The organism is Halarchaeum nitratireducens, from assembly GCF_014647155.1.
GTDB lineage: Archaea > Halobacteriota > Halobacteria > Halobacteriales > Halobacteriaceae > Halarchaeum > Halarchaeum nitratireducens.
Window position 1 is genome coordinate 413,451 of record NZ_BMOQ01000001.1, and the last position, 14,131, is coordinate 427,581.

Below are 14,131 nucleotides of genomic sequence, written 5' to 3' on the forward strand. Positions count from 1 at the left end.
TATGTCCCTCTACGACCGCGTCGCCGACCTCCCCTTCTACGTCACCACGATCGAGCGCGAGCGCAACGCCCGCGAGACGTCGAGCGGCTTCGAGCGCGTCACGACGACGTTCGTCTTTCGGGGGCCGGGCGGGAACACCGCGGGCCGCGGCGAGGACGTCACCTACGACGCCGTCGACCACGACGCCCTCGACGCCGCCTTCGACGAACTCACGGGCCGCTGGACGTTCGCGGAGTTCGCGGCGCGCCTCGACGACGCCGACCTCTTCCCGTCGAAGCCGCCGGAGCGCGAGGACTCCCGGCACTACCGGCGCTGGGGGCTCGAATCCGCGGCGCTCGACCTCGCGCTCAAGCAGTCCGTCACGTCGCTCTCCGAGGTCTTCGGCGTCGATCCCGCGCCCGTCTCGTTCGTCGCCTCCGCGCGCCTCCCCGGCGGCGACACCGATCGCGTTCATCGCCTCCGCGAGCGCCGCCCCGAACTAGGGTTCAAACTCGATCCGGAGGGCGACTGGCCGGCCGAGACGTTCGCCGACCTCCGCGAGACGAGCGCGGTCCGCATCCTCGACCTGAAGGGGTACTACGAGGGGACCGAGGTCGACCAGGCGCCCGACCTCGACCTCTACGAGCGCGTCTTCGACGTTCCCGGGACCATCGTCGAGGACCCCGCGCTCACCTCGGAGACGCGACCGCTCGTCGAGGCGAACGCCGACCGGATCGCCTTCGACGCGCCCGTCACGGGCGTCGAGAGCGCCGACGCGCTCCCGGTCGAGCCCGCCTGGCTGAACGTCAAGCCCTCGCGCTTCGGGAGCGTCGAGTCGCTTTTCGACACGATCGAGTGGGCGGCGGACAACGGTGTCGGCTGTTACGGCGGCGGCCAGTTCGAACTCGACGTCGGGCGCACGCACGTCCAATTGCTCGCGTCGCTGCTCTACCCGAACGCGCCGAACGACGTCGCGCCCCGCGTCTACAACGATCCGGACGTCCCCGCGGACCCGCCGGCCATTCCCCTGGACGCGCCGACGAACGCCCGCGGGCTGGAGTGGGGGTAGGGATTTGGTGCACCCGTCCGACGGCTCGAACGTGCGACGCGCCCTGTATCGCAACGGCGTCCGGACGGCGACACTCTTGTTCGTCGTCGCCGTACTCGCGTACGGGCCGCCACCCGTTCGCGCCGACGCGACGCGGAGCGACGTCGCTGTCGCCGTCGCGGTGGTCGTCGCGTTCGGCGTCGCGGCGACGCTGTACGACTACACGCGCTGACTAGTCCTCGTTCTGGTGGGCGCGCACCCAGAGCTCGCCGATGCGCGAGAGGTGGGTCCGGTGGGCGTTTCCGCGCGCCTCCTGCTCGACGTACCCCTTCCCCTCGGGACCGAGCCGGTCGACGTTGTAGATGACCTTCGAGCGGAAGCTGTCCGTGTACTCCTCGCCGAGCTCGCCCGCGAGCGTCTCCGCGAGCTCGCTCACGCTCTCGAACTCGCCGTGATCGCCGAGAGTGTAGAGGATGAGCTCCTCGAAGGGCTTGACGTTCGAGAAGGAGGCGACGGGGAACTCGATGATGTGACCGCCCTCCAGCTCTTTGGCGCCGATGGTGGTGCCGCGCTCGTCGAACTCGTCGAGTAGCTCGCGCGCGGCGTCGGCGCGTTCGGCGGCGGCGTCGGTGTCGACGCCGGCGTCACCTTCGGCCGCGGCGTCGAGGAGGTCGACGGCTTCGCGGAGCTCCTCCGCGAGCTCGGTCTCCAGGTACTTCTCGGGGGCCGTGTAGTACGTGTGGACTCGATCGCGATCGTCGGCGCGTTCGATGACGACGGAGTCGGCGGCGGTGGCGAACGCGAAGCTCACCGTCCGGGGCATCGAGGAGATGTTCACCCAGACGTCGCCCTCCCCCCGGTCGAGCTCGTCGTTGATGAGGTCGAAGGCCTGCTCGAACGCGGCGTCGTAGTCGTAGACGTCCGCGACGTCGCGGCGCTCGGTCTCCGCGCCGAGGAGGTTCTCGAAGTCGCGCGCGAGCTTCTCCGCGAGGTTCCGCGAGTACTCGACGTTCGCCTCGCTCCCGACTGCGCCCTCCAGGAGGACGACGCGCTCGACGGAGAGGCGCTCCCGCACTAGCGGCGCGATCAGTCGGTCGTAGTCGAAGCCGACCGGAACGACGTGCGTTGCCATGTTCAGGTAGAGTGGCCGAACGATGGATAAGCGTTACCGACGACTCTCGAAGATTTTTATTCTTCACTCCGGCAATTCGTTCACCTACCACTTGGTATTATAACGTATTGTATCCAAGCGGTGGAACATGTCGGATCACGACGCGACGTCCGTCGCCGGCGCGCTCGATCGAATCCCGATCGGGTCGTTCCACCGTCGGCTGTTGGCGATCTGCGGTACCGCGTGGGCCTTCGACGGGATGGAGGTCATCCTGATTAGCTTCACCCTCCCCGTGCTCTTGGAGGCGTGGGGGCTCTCCGGGCTCGCCGCCGGCCTCCTCGGCTCCGCGAGCCTCATGGGGATGATCGCCGGCAACTGGGGGTGGGGGTACGTCGCCGACCGCTACGGCCGCAAGCCCGCCTTCCAGTGGACCGTGCTCTCCTACGCCGTCTTCGCCGGCCTCACCGCCCTCGCCGTCGGCTTCTACACCGGCTTCGCGCTGCGCTTTCTCACCGGCGTCGGCTTGGGCGGCGCGCTCGCCGTCGACACCTCCTACCTCTCGGAGCACCTGCCGACCGACCGTCGCGGCCGGTATCTGGTCTACCTCGATGCCTTCTGGCCGCTCGGTTACGGTCTCGCCGTCGCGATCGCGTGGCTCTTCCTCTCGTACCTCCCGAGCGGCGGCCTCGTCTCGATCCCCGTCTTCGGCGCCGTCGAGGGCTGGCGGCTGCTCTTCGTCGCCTCCGCGCTCCCCGGCTTCCTCGTCTTCGTCGTCCGCTACGGCCTCTCCGAGACGCCGTACTACCTCGCGCGCGTCGGGAAGGTCGACGCCGCCAACGAGCGCCTGCGCGCCATGGCCGCCGAATCCGGCGGCGACTACACCCCGATCGACCCCGCGGCCGTCGACACCGGCTCGGAGTCGAGCGTCCGCGACCTCTTCGCCGCGGGCCTGCGCGCCCGCACCGTCACCATCGCGTTCGCGTGGTTCGCCATCAACTTCGGCTACTACGGGGTGTTCATCTGGCTCCCGCAGACGTTCGGCGCGAGCGGCACTGTCCCCGCGTTCCAGCTCGGCGGCGTGACGATCGGCGGCATCTACGGCTACTTCCTCCTCATCGCGCTCGTCCAGTTCCCCGGCTACGCGAGCGCCGCGTACCTCGTCGAGAAGGTCGGTCGGAAGCCCACGCTCGGAGTCTACCTCCTCGCCTCCGGCGCCTTTACGTTCGTCTTCGCGGCCGCGATGCCCGGCGCGGGATTCGGCCTCGGCATCGAGGGGTTCTGGCCGTTCTTCCTCGCCCTCCTCGCGTCCTCCTTCTTCACGCTCGGCGCGTGGGGCGCGATCTACGCCTACACGCCGGAGCTCTTCCCGACCGCCCTCCGCGCGACCGGCAACGGCTTCGCGGGCGGCGTCGGGAAGATCGCGGCCGTCGTCGGGCCGATTCTCGCCGGCGCGCTCGTCCCCATCGGCTACGTCGCCGCGCTCCTCCCGCTCGCGGTCGCCTTCGCCCTCGGCGGCGCCGTCGTCCTCGCCTTCGGCGTCGAGACGAAGGGGACGCCGTTGAAGTGAACGTGACGCGCGTCCCGCCAGCAGGTATTTGAGTCCGAATAGTGTATCAGGGAGGGACTCCGATATTCCCACATGGAAGACACCGCCAAATACCGCGTTCACGCCGACCTCGTCGCGGACGGCATCATCGAACGCAGCGACGTCGTCGGGGCGGTGTTCGGACAGACCGAAGGCCTGCTCGGCGACGAACTCGACATCCACGCCCTCCAAGACGCCTCGAAACTCGGCCGTCTCGACGTCGACGTCGAGACCGAGGGCGGACAGTCCTTCGGTCACATCACGCTCGCCTCGAACCTCGATCGCGTCGAGACGTCCGTGCTCGGCGCGGCGCTCGAAGCCATCGAGCGCGTCGGTCCCTGTCGCGCCACCGTGGAGGTCTCGCGCATCGAGGACTGCCGGGCCGCCAAGCGCCGTGAGGTCACGGAACGCGCGAAAGAGCTCCTCGCCACCTCCTTCGACGAGGGCGCGATCGACAGCGACGACATCCTCACCGAGGTCCGCGAGTCGGTCCGCGTCGCGGACGTCACCGAGTTCGAGGGGCTCCCCGCGGGCCCGAAGGTCGAATCGAGCGACGCCGTCGTCGTCGTCGAGGGCCGCGCGGACGTCGTCACCCTCCTCAAGTACGGCGTGAAGAACGCCGTCGCCGTCGAGGGGACGTCCGTTCCCGACGCCGTCGCGGACCTCACCCGCGAGCGTCGGGCCACCGCCTTCCTCGACGGCGATCGGGGCGGCGCCCTCATCCTCGAAGAGCTCCGTCAAGTCGGCGACATCGACTACGTCGCTTCGCCGCCCGAGGGAGAATCCGTCGAGGACCTCTCGCGCGCCGCCGTCCACGCCGCGCTCCGCGAGAAACGCCCCGCGGGCGCGAGCGATCCGGCGACGGCCGCCGATCCCGACGCGGCTGACGTCGCGGACGAGACCGACGCCGGCGTCGACGCCGAAACCACTACCGCGGCGAGTGGTTCCGACCCCGCCGACGACGCATCCTCGACCGCGACCGGCGTCGCCGCGACCGACGGAAGCGCCGTCCCCTCGCCGACGCCGGCCGACGAACCGGACACGGGGCCGTCCGCCTCCGCCTCCGACACCGACACGCCGCCCGCCTCCGGCCCGACGTCCACGGCCGAGGCCGCCGAGGCGATCCGGGACACCGGGCGCTGTCACTGTTACGCCCCGGGATTCGAGCGCGTCGCCGACGTCGAAGCGGCCGCCGCGTTCGAGACGCTCCGGGACACCGACCCCGTTCCCATCCTCGTCGTCCGGGACGGCCCGATCACCCAGCGGCTCCTCGACGTCGCCGCACAGCGCGGGATCGAAGCCCTCGTCGGCGCCGGGCGCGCCGACATCGTGAAAGAACCCGTCGGCGTCGCGCTCCACACCCTCGACGAACTGACCTAACCCCCTTCAGAACGCCACGACCCCGAGGGCGAGCGCGAGGAGCGCGCTCGCCAGCCCACCGCAGCCGGTCGCGAGCGCGTTGACGGTCTGATTGCCGACGTAGCCGCCCTCGATGGTCGCGCCGGCGAGGCTGTCGACCGTCATCCCGACCACGCCGCCCGCGAGGACGAGCGTCGCCCCCGCGGTCGAGAACCCGAGGAGCGCATCGGCGAGGGCGGCGACGACGAGCGCGCCGGCGATCCCGGCGAGCTCGCCCTGCCACGTCACCGCGCCGTCGGTCCCCGGCGGGACCGTCTCGAACGTCGTGACGAGGTGTGGCGGGCCGTAGAGCGTGCCGATCTCCGAGGAGAGCGTGTCGGCGAGCGCCGCGGCGACGCTGCCCGCGAACGCGAGCGCGAACAGCGCGCTGGGGACGGCCAGCGCGGGACCGGCCGCGTAGCCGAGGAGCGCGACCACCGCCGCGAGCGAGTTCCCGAGGACGTTCCCGCTCCCCCGCGCGCCGTCGTTCTCCTCCGCGACGCCGATGTCCTGCTTCTCGTCGTAGCGGTACTTCGAGGCGAGGCCGCCGACGGCGAAGAACGTCACGAGCACGGCGAACCAGCCGTAGCCCCCGAGGACGAGCGCGAGCACCCCGAGGAACACCCCGGTGAGCATCCCGGTCACGGAGGCCGCACCGAGACCGTAGGAGAGGCCCCCGAAGACGACGGTGAGGGCGACGGCGACGGCGATCCGCGTCCACGACGGCGCCGGGTCGAGCAGCGTCAACAGCCAACAGACCAGGCCGACGGAGAGGACGACGTACGGGTAATCCCGCTCCGTGAACGTCTCGCGGAGGAGGCCGGCCAGCAGCGCGGCGCTGACCGCGAGGAACGCCATGAACGGCGTCAGCGCGGCCGTGACGACGACCTGACCGAGGAGCGCGCCGACGAGCGACGCGGCGACGAATCCGACGCTCCCGGCGAGCGCGCGCTCCCGGTATTCGAGGACGAGGCGCCGCCCGAAGTCGCCGTATCCGAGCGCGAGGACCGCGGCGGCGAACGCCCCGACGCCGACGTCGAAGGCGGGGACGAGCACGCCGAGGCCGGTCGCGGCGAGCGCGAACCCGAGGAGCGACCGGAGGCGGCCGGCGTTCTCGTCCCACGGGTAGGCGAACAGCCGGAACGCCGGACCGTCGGTGACCGCGTAGGCGAGCACGGCGACGGCGACGAACGGGGCCGCGGCGAACCGCCCGAGCAGCGGCGCGGCGAGCGCGAGCGTCGAGACGAGCGCGTACGCCGCGGCTCGACGGAGCGGCAGAGTCACTACCGGCGGTTATCACCGCCGCCGTACTTAAGGATCCCGAACGACGCAGCGGGACGTGAGACTTAGGGGCGCTCGCGTCCCATCTCGTCGCGTGGGCCTCTACGATCGCTACCAGTCGTGGCGCGTCCGGCGCGCCGACGCCGCCGTCCCCGACCACGTCGCGCTCGTCATCACGGAGCGCGACCTCCTCGAAGCCGGCGCCTACGACACGTTGGAGCGGTTCCTCTCCCTCGCCGTCGAGTACGGCGCGTCCCGCGTCACTGTCTCCGTGAGCGTCCTCGATCGCGCCGTCGTCGCGACGCTCGAACGCGAGCTCACGGCGATCGATAGCCCCCGCGAGATCGCGCTCCGCGGCCCCGACGACACCGAACGCGCCGACGCGCCGATCCAAGTGAGCATCGGCCTCGGCGGCAAACACGAGTTCGCGGAGGCCGTCCGTGCGATCGCCGAGGACGTCGATCGCGGCGCCCTCGACGCCGAGGACGTCGACGAGGCCACCGTCGAGGACCACCTCGTCTTCCCCACGGACCCCGACCTCCTGATCAAGACGGGGGCCGAGCGCCTCTCGGACTTCATGATCTGGCAGTCCGTCTACTCCGAGCTCTACTTCACCGACGTCAACTGGCGCGACTTCCGGGCGCGGGACTATCTGCGCGCGATCCGGGAGTACCAGGACCGACAGCGGCGGTTCGGGCGCTGACCCGGAGTCGGCCGCGGCGCTCACGCTCACGCGCGCTGGTCGGGTCGTCGTGCCACGGCGCCGCGCGGACCCGTCAGTCCGCGCGCGACTCGCTCTCGGCCTCGGCCTCGACGTCGACGTCCGCCCCCGCGGGCAGCGACTCGCGCAGGCGCGCGAGAACGTCGCGGGCCTCCCCCAGCTCCACGCTCCCGAAGGCGCGGACGAGCGCGAGGGCGCGTTCGGCCTTCGCGCGCTGCCAGGAGGCCTCGCGGGACTCGTAGGTGCGGATCGCGCGCAGGAAATCGACCTTCGAGAACGCCGGCCAGTAGGGCGCACAGAAGAAGACGGCGGCCTCGTTGCCGTTCGCGTGCCACGGCAGGAAGTTCGACGTCCGCTCGTCGCCGCCGGTGCGAACGATGAGGTCGACGTCGCGGACGCGGTCGTCGTGGAGGCGCGACTCGATCTCCGCGACGTCGACCTCGTCCGGATCGAGGGCACCGCGATCGACGGCGCGCGCGACGTCGCGGGCGGCCCCGAGGAGCTCCGCGCGACCGCCGTACGCGAGCGCGACGTTCAGCGTGAAACCGTCGTATCCGTCCGTGCGGCGTTCCGCGTAGTCCACGGCGTCGCGGACGCGCTCCGGGAGGCGATCGACCTCGCCGATGGCGCGGATCCGCACGCCCTGCTCGTGGACGCGTTCCGCGTCCGCGAACTCGCGGAGCTTCGCTTCGAGGAGGTCGAAGAGGCGCTCGCGCTCCTCCCGGGGGCGCTCGAAGTTCTCCGTCGAGAAGGCGTAGAGGGTGAGCTCCGCGACGCCGAGGTCGGCACACCAGTCGAGGACGCGCTCGGTGGTCTCCGCGCCCGCGTGGTGGCCGTCGCTCGGGTCCTCGCCGCGCTCGCGCGCGTACCGCCGGTTCCCGTCCTGAATGACCGCGACGTGTGCCGGTGCGCCCGAGATCTCGCGTCGGAGGAGACGCTCGTAGGCGGCGTCGAAGCGGCGGCGGAGCCACCCTCGCATACGACCTCGGTTTCGCGCCGGTCGGCATGAGCCTTGCCCTCTCGCCGTCTCGCTCCGCCTTGCCTCGTCCCGCCCCGCCCCGTCTCGCTCCGCCCCGTCTCCCGATCCGCGACGCGCGGACCGTGAGCCCTTTAGTTCGGACTCGCGTGAGCCCCAACATGACCGAGACGGCGAACGCGGACCTCTACCGGCGCGCGGTCGAGCTGCTGAAACCCGGCGAGATCACGCTCCACGGGGCGGTCGTCCACACCGACCTCGACAACGAGGCGGAGAGCCTCCTCCACCGTCTCACGCTCGAAGCCGGGGACGTCGTCGCGGAACACGCCGGCGTCGACGCGAGCGACACCTACGTCTACTCCGGCAACGACGACGAGCGCTTCGGCGTGAACCAACACCAGGGGCGCACCGTCGAGGGCGACGAGTTCGTCTGGGAGTGCCAGCAGCTCATCCGCGACGACACCTACGACCTCGTGCTCTACTGGGAGGCCGGCGACGACGTGGACGCCGTCGTCGCGGACCTCGAAGCGCTCGACGACGCCGTCGGGGTCGTCGGCGTCACCGAGGACGGCTGGAACGCGGCCTAGTGGATGCGCATGCACACCCGGCGTCCTCGGCGCGACGGACCGACGACCGCGTTTCCCCGACGGACGCGTGCCGGGCGCCGAGCGCGAGGTGGACGCGCGTGATTCCGCTCGCCTTCGACTTCACGGACGAGTCGGTGCTCGTCGTCGGCGGCGGGACGGTCGGCGCGCGTAGGGCTCGGCGGTTCGCCCGCGAGGCGCGGACCGTCGTCCTCAGCCCCGCGTTCGCGGCCGCCGACTTCGGCGACGCCGAACTCGTGCGCGCGCGGGCGGACCGGGAGACGCTCGACGCGTGGCTGTCGCGCCTCGACCCGGCGCTCGTCGTCGCGGCGACGGACGACGGCGGGACGAACGAGACGGTCGCCGCGGCGGCCCGGTCGGCGGGCGCGCTCGTGAACCGCGCCGACCACGCGGGCGAGCGGGCGTTCGACGACGTCACCGTTCCCGCGACGGTCCGGGACGACCCGGTGACGATCGCGGTATCGACCGGCGGGACGAGTCCCGCGCTCGCCAAACGCCTCCGCGAGCGAATCGGCGAGGCGGTCGACGGAGCCGGGGCGATGGCGGACCTCACTGCGGGACTCCGAGCGGACCTAGAGGCCGCGGGAGTCCCCCCGGAGGAGCGGCGCGACGCGCTCCGCGCCGTCGTGCGATCGGAACCGGTTTGGAAGGCTTTACGTAGCGCAGACACCAAGAGCGACCAAGCGGTCGACGACGCCGTCCGGCGGATCGTGACGGACGTCGTCGACACGGAGTACACAACGTGAACCGGAACACGAGCGTCGTCTCGGGCGTCCGCGTCGCCCGCCCCGAGGCGACCGTCGAGGACATCGAGGACGCCCGAGCGGAGAGCACCGCGGCTCTGCTCGACGAGCTCGGCGCCCAGGGGGGTGTCGAGGAGGCGTACGCGCTCCAGACGTGCAACCGCGTCGAGGCGTACGTCGTCACCACCGACCCGGAGACGGGGCGCCGGGCCCTCGACGCCGTCGGCCTCGGCGAGCACCCCGCGGCCGTCGACTCGGGTCACGAGGAGAGCCTGCGTCACTTGATGCGCGTCGCGGCCGGCATCGAGTCGCTCGTCCTCGGGGAGGACCAGATCCTCGGGCAGGTGCGTCGCGCCTACGAGACGGCGGTCGATTCGGGCGACATCGGTCCCGTCCTCGAAGAGGGCGTGACGAAGGCCATCCACGTCGGCGAACGCGCGCGCACCGAGACGGCGATCAACGAAGGGGTCGTCAGCCTCGGGAGCGCCGCCGTTCACCTCGCCGGTTCGGAACTCGACCTCGCGGACGCGAGCGCGCTCGTCGTCGGCGCGGGCGAGATGGGATCGCTCGCCGCGAGGGCGTTCGACGCCGCGGGCGTCAAGGACGTCGTCGTCGCCAACCGAACGCCGGAGCGCGCCCAGTGGGTGGTCGCGGACCTCGACGCCCCCGGACGCGCCGTCGGCCTCGACGCCCTCCCGCGCGCGCTCTCGGACGCCGACGTCGTCGTCGCCGCCACCGGGAGCGACGGTCCCGTCGTCACCCCGGCCGTCGCCGACGACGCGGGCGAGACCTTCTACGTCGACCTCGGTCAACCCCGCGACGTCGCCCCGACCGTCGCCGACGACGCGGACGCGGCGGTCTACGACCTCGACGACTTAGAGGACGTCACCGACGAGACCCGGGAACAGCGGGCGAGCGCGGCCGTCGCCGTCGAGTCCATCGTCGACGAGGAACTCGACCGTCTCCTCTCGCAGTACAAGCGCAAGCGCGCGGACGCCGTCATCGCGCAGATGTACGAGAGCGCGGAGCGGACGAAGGACCGGGAGGTCGCGACGGCGCTCTCCCGCCTCGACGCCGCGAGCGACGGCGGCATCGGCGACGCCGAACGCGAGGTCGTCGAATCGCTCGCCGACGCGCTCGTCTCGCAACTCCTCGCCGCGCCGACCCGGAGCCTCCGCGAGGCCGCCGGCGAGGACGACTGGGAGACCATCGCCACCGCCATCCGGCTCTTCGATCCCGACATCGACGGCGCCGATCCGGCCTTCGGCGACGGCGCGGAGTCACCGCGCTTCGCCGCCGCCGAGACCGAGAACGACTGAGACGCGGGCCCCCATCGTTTTGGGGGTCGCCGCCGTCCCCACGAGTATGAGCGCGCCACTCACCGACGAGGAGATCGAGGACCGACTCCCCCCCGAGTGGGAGTACGTCGACGACGAGATCGTCCGTAGCTACGACTTCAACGACTACCTCGCGGGCGTCGCGTTCGCGAGCGAGATCGCCGACCTCGCCGACGAGGCCTTCCACCACCCGACGATCGTCATCGAGTACGACACCGTCGAGGTCCGCTTCACGAGTCACGAGGCCGGCGGCGTCACCGAACAGGACCTCGAACTCGCGGCGGAGTGCGACGCGATCCGATAGATGGAGGGGCGGTACGTCTTCGGGGTCCGCTTTCGCCTCGACCCGACGCGCGACGTGACCGTCGATCCCGACGAGTTCGAGACGCGCCTCTCCCGGCCCGCCGAGACACCCGGCGAGGAGGGATGGCTCTTTTTCCGCGATAACCTCTGGCGCGGCGACCTCGCCGACGAGTCGCACTTCCGGGAGCTGACGGCGGCGGCGCTCGGCGGCGTCACCGTCCTCAACGTCGACTACCGGGCCTTCGAGGTGGACGCGGCGTACCGGGAGGCGTTCCGTGCGGCGATCGCGGCGGACCTCGACGCCTTCCGCGCCGACACCGTCGACGAGGTCGTACGCAAGTACCTCGGGAGCAGTCTCGAAGTCGACTCGGAGTAAACCACTTCCCGATCCGGGCCCTCCCTCTATCAGAATGCAGACGCGCCCGGCCTACGACTACTGGCTGCTCGACCTCGACGGGACGCTCGTGGACACGGAGTGGACGTACGTCCGTGAGACCTTCGACCGCGTCGAGGATCGACTCGGCGTCACCTTCAGCGATCGGCAGGCGGAAGTGCTCTGGCACGGTCTGGGCGGGGACCGCGACGACAGCCTCCGCGCGTGGGGGTACGACCCGGAGACGTTCTGGCCGGTCTTCGACGAGATCGACGACGCGACGGCGCGAGCGGAAGCCACCTACCTCTACGACGACGCGTCGTTCGTGGCGGCCCTCGACGGACCCGTCGGCCTCGTCACGCACTGCCCGGCGCCGATCACCGACGTCGTCCTCGACCGACTCGACGTCCGCGATTGGTTCGACGTCGTCCTCCCCTGCGACGAGGAGACGGGGTTCAAGCCGGACCCCGAACCGCTCCACCTCGCGCGCGCCGACCTCGGCGTCGACGCCGCCGCGCACGGCGTCTACGCGGGTGACGGAACGAGCGACGTCGACGCCGCCGCGAACGCCGGTCTCGACTCCATTCACGTCGAGCGCCACGACCCGGATCGTCGCGGCGTCTGCGTCCTCGGCGACCACCGGGTCGAGTCGTTCCACGACCTCGCGGGCTCCCCGAGCGGAAGCGATTGACGGGGCGCGACGCGCGCCGCCTCGCTACCGACGCTCGCGCCGCCGTCCGAACCACCCGTCCCAAGACACCCGTATCGGCCGTGACGCTACGCGTCCTCGTAGCCCGGTAGATCGGCGACGAGCCCCGAGAGACCGGTCAGCGCGTCGCCGAGCGCCCCGACGCCCGCCTTGTCCGCGCGGTCGGGGTTCGCGAGCGCCCGAACGCGCTCCGCGCCCACCGAGACGAACCCGAGGTCGAGCTTCGCGGCGCTCGCGCGCAGGGCGAGGCCGGCGTCGGCGTCCCCGCGCGCGACCGTCCGCGCCGGGGACTCGTGGGCGCGGACGGTGCGCTCGTACCCCCGGATCGCGGCCGGGTCGACGCCCGCCTCGTCGAGCGCGGCGTCGAACGTCGCGCGCAGGCCGCTCGCCGTTGTTCGGTTCACGAAGTCGACGTCAGCGTCCGCGAGGTCGACGAGACCCGAGACGTCGGCGGGGTTCCCCGCGGGGACGACGAGGCCCCACTCGCGCGTCCACGCGGCGAGCTCCGCGGTCGCCGCGTCCGGTTCGTCGGGTCCGCTGGCGACGACGACGTCCGGGAGGCCGTCGCGGAGGCGGCGGAACCCCGTGCGCGTCCCCGTCGCGAGGTAGCGTGGCTCGCGCACGCCGTCGAGCGCGCGGGCGAACAGCGGGTCGTCCTCGCCGACGCAGAGCACGGCGGGCGGGCGGACGTCCGGCGAGAACAGCTCGACGGTCACGCGCTCACCCGCCGCGAGATAGTCCGTGTCGGCGTCGACTTCGACGACGCCGTCCGCGTCGACGAGCGACGTCGTCGCGCCGCTCCCCTTGTCGACGGGGTAGACGAGCGTCTCGCCCGCACCGTCCGCGACGAGGCCGACCGGCATGAGGCGCGTGCGGCCCTGACCGTAGCGCTCCCCGTCGGCGAGGCGGCCCGTGACGGTCGCGCGCTCTGACTCCGGGCGACCGGCGGCCTCGCGGATCGCGGGCGCGACGAACGTCCGGAAGATCGTGAGCGCAGAGACGGGATACCCCGGGAGACCGACGTACGCGGCCCCGCCGAGGCGGCCGACGAGCATCGGCTTCCCGGGCTTGATCGACACGCCGTGTAGGAGGAGGTCGCCGCGCTCCTCGATGACGCGGTAGACGACGTCCACGGCGGAGGCGGAGGTCGAGCCCGAACTCAACACGAGATCGCAGTCGTCGGCCGCGGTCCGGAGCTGGCGTTCGAGCTCGTCGTAATCGTCGCCCGCGTGCGGGTAGAGGACGGCCTCGCCGCCCGCCTCCTCGACGGCCGCGGCGATGGTGTAGCTGTTGACGTCGTGGATCTCGCCCGCGCGGTGATCGAGCGGTTCGCCCGGCCGGACGAGTTCGTCGCCGGTCGAGACGACGCCCACCGTCGGCGTCCCGCGAACGGGCACCTCGGCGACGCCGAGCGCGGAGAGCAGTCCGATCTCGCGCGGCGTGATGCGGGTGCCGGGGCCGAGGGCGCGCTCGCCCGCGGCGACGTCCGCGCCCGCGGCCATCACGCTGTCGCCGGGCGCGACCGCCGTCTCGAAGGCGATCCCGCCGTTCCCGTCGTCGGCCTCCCGCGTTCGCTCGACCGGCACGACGGCGTCCGCGCCGTCGGGCAACACCGCCCCCGTCGATATCTCGACGCACTCGCCCGCCTCGACCGAAACGTCCGGCTCCACGCCCGCGTGGACGGTCCCGACGCGCGGGAGGACGACCGGATCGCGCTCGCTCGCGCCGACGGTGTCCGCGGCGCGCACCGCGTAGCCGTCCATCGACGCTCGATCGAACCCCGGTACGTCGATCCCCGCGTCGACGCGTTCGGCGAGCACTCGCCCGCGGCAGTCGTCGATCGGGACGGTCTCGGGCTTGGGGGCGATATCGAGCGACGCGACGATCTCGTGCGCCTCCTCGGGCGAGGCGAGGTCGCGGAACTCCTTGCGGTCTGTCATCGCTTCTCCCCCGTGCGTCGCC

15 protein-coding genes are annotated in these 14,131 nt (G+C 71.8%); 11 read left to right on the plus strand and 4 right to left on the minus strand.

The window, feature by feature from the left end; translation table 11 throughout:
- Window position 1: 1 nt before the first annotated feature.
- Complete coding sequence (locus IEX91_RS02255; RefSeq protein ID WP_188876862.1) at window positions 2–1,048, plus strand: hypothetical protein; 1,047 nt, start codon at window positions 2–4, stop codon at window positions 1,046–1,048.
- A 31-nt stretch (window positions 1,049–1,079) separates the two neighbouring features.
- Window positions 1,080–1,259 carry a hypothetical protein gene (locus IEX91_RS02260; protein WP_188876863.1) on the plus strand — a complete coding sequence of 60 codons (180 nt, stop codon included), beginning with the start codon at window positions 1,080–1,082 and terminating at the stop codon, window positions 1,257–1,259.
- Here IEX91_RS02260 and IEX91_RS02265 read toward each other — a convergent pair whose 3' ends face one another.
- On the minus strand, window positions 1,260–2,159 hold the full coding sequence (locus tag IEX91_RS02265) for an HFX_2341 family transcriptional regulator (RefSeq protein ID WP_188876864.1): 900 nt from the start codon (window positions 2,157–2,159) through the stop codon (window positions 1,260–1,262).
- Between the two features lie 127 nt (window positions 2,160–2,286).
- Between IEX91_RS02265 and IEX91_RS02270 the strand changes: the two genes are divergently transcribed.
- Both IEX91_RS02270 and dnaG read left to right on the plus strand, forming a co-directional pair.
- Window positions 2,287–3,705 carry an MFS transporter gene (locus IEX91_RS02270; RefSeq protein WP_188876865.1) on the plus strand — a complete coding sequence of 473 codons (1,419 nt, stop codon included), beginning with the start codon at window positions 2,287–2,289 and terminating at the stop codon, window positions 3,703–3,705.
- A 72-nt stretch (window positions 3,706–3,777) separates the two neighbouring features.
- Window positions 3,778–5,103: a DNA primase DnaG gene (gene dnaG, locus IEX91_RS02275; RefSeq protein ID WP_188876866.1), complete on the plus strand. Its 1,326-nt coding sequence runs from the start codon at window positions 3,778–3,780 to the stop codon at window positions 5,101–5,103.
- Window positions 5,104–5,109: 6 nt separating this feature from the next.
- Here the strand turns inward: dnaG and IEX91_RS02280 are convergent, their stop codons facing one another.
- Complete coding sequence (locus IEX91_RS02280; RefSeq protein WP_188876868.1) at window positions 5,110–6,405, minus strand: DUF92 domain-containing protein; 1,296 nt, start codon at window positions 6,403–6,405, stop codon at window positions 5,110–5,112.
- A gap of 91 nt (window positions 6,406–6,496) precedes the next feature.
- On the opposite strand from IEX91_RS02280, the gene IEX91_RS02285 reads away from it, so the two are divergent.
- A complete protein-coding gene (locus IEX91_RS02285; protein WP_188876869.1) occupies window positions 6,497–7,105 on the plus strand; it encodes an undecaprenyl diphosphate synthase family protein in 609 nt (202 codons plus the stop codon).
- A gap of 73 nt (window positions 7,106–7,178) precedes the next feature.
- Here IEX91_RS02285 and uppS read toward each other — a convergent pair whose 3' ends face one another.
- Entirely contained in the window at window positions 7,179–8,102 is a 924-nt protein-coding gene (uppS, locus tag IEX91_RS02290) for a polyprenyl diphosphate synthase (RefSeq protein WP_188876870.1), read from the minus strand.
- Between the two features lie 158 nt (window positions 8,103–8,260).
- On the opposite strand from uppS, the gene IEX91_RS02295 reads away from it, so the two are divergent.
- The 6 genes from IEX91_RS02295 (at window position 8,261) to IEX91_RS02320 (ending at window position 12,151) form a co-directional block, all read left to right on the plus strand.
- A complete protein-coding gene (locus IEX91_RS02295; RefSeq protein ID WP_188876871.1) occupies window positions 8,261–8,686 on the plus strand; it encodes a DUF5778 family protein in 426 nt (141 codons plus the stop codon).
- A 98-nt stretch (window positions 8,687–8,784) separates the two neighbouring features.
- Window positions 8,785–9,450: a precorrin-2 dehydrogenase/sirohydrochlorin ferrochelatase family protein gene (locus tag IEX91_RS02300; RefSeq protein WP_188876872.1), complete on the plus strand. Its 666-nt coding sequence runs from the start codon at window positions 8,785–8,787 to the stop codon at window positions 9,448–9,450.
- Window positions 9,447–10,766 carry a glutamyl-tRNA reductase gene (gene hemA / locus IEX91_RS02305; RefSeq protein ID WP_188876873.1) on the plus strand — a complete coding sequence of 440 codons (1,320 nt, stop codon included), beginning with the start codon at window positions 9,447–9,449 and terminating at the stop codon, window positions 10,764–10,766. The genes IEX91_RS02300 and hemA overlap by 4 nt, the downstream gene beginning before the upstream one ends.
- A gap of 46 nt (window positions 10,767–10,812) precedes the next feature.
- A complete protein-coding gene (locus IEX91_RS02310; protein WP_188876874.1) occupies window positions 10,813–11,088 on the plus strand; it encodes a 4a-hydroxytetrahydrobiopterin dehydratase in 276 nt (91 codons plus the stop codon).
- A complete protein-coding gene (gene lwrS / locus IEX91_RS02315; RefSeq protein WP_188876875.1) occupies window positions 11,089–11,463 on the plus strand; it encodes an LWR-salt protein in 375 nt (124 codons plus the stop codon).
- A gap of 34 nt (window positions 11,464–11,497) precedes the next feature.
- Window positions 11,498–12,151: an HAD family hydrolase gene (locus IEX91_RS02320; protein ID WP_188876876.1), complete on the plus strand. Its 654-nt coding sequence runs from the start codon at window positions 11,498–11,500 to the stop codon at window positions 12,149–12,151.
- An 86-nt stretch (window positions 12,152–12,237) separates the two neighbouring features.
- Here the strand turns inward: IEX91_RS02320 and IEX91_RS02325 are convergent, their stop codons facing one another.
- Window positions 12,238–14,109, minus strand: coding sequence for a molybdopterin biosynthesis protein (locus tag IEX91_RS02325; RefSeq protein WP_188876877.1), 1,872 nt, complete (start codon window positions 14,107–14,109; stop codon window positions 12,238–12,240).
- Window positions 14,110–14,131 lie beyond the last annotated feature (22 nt).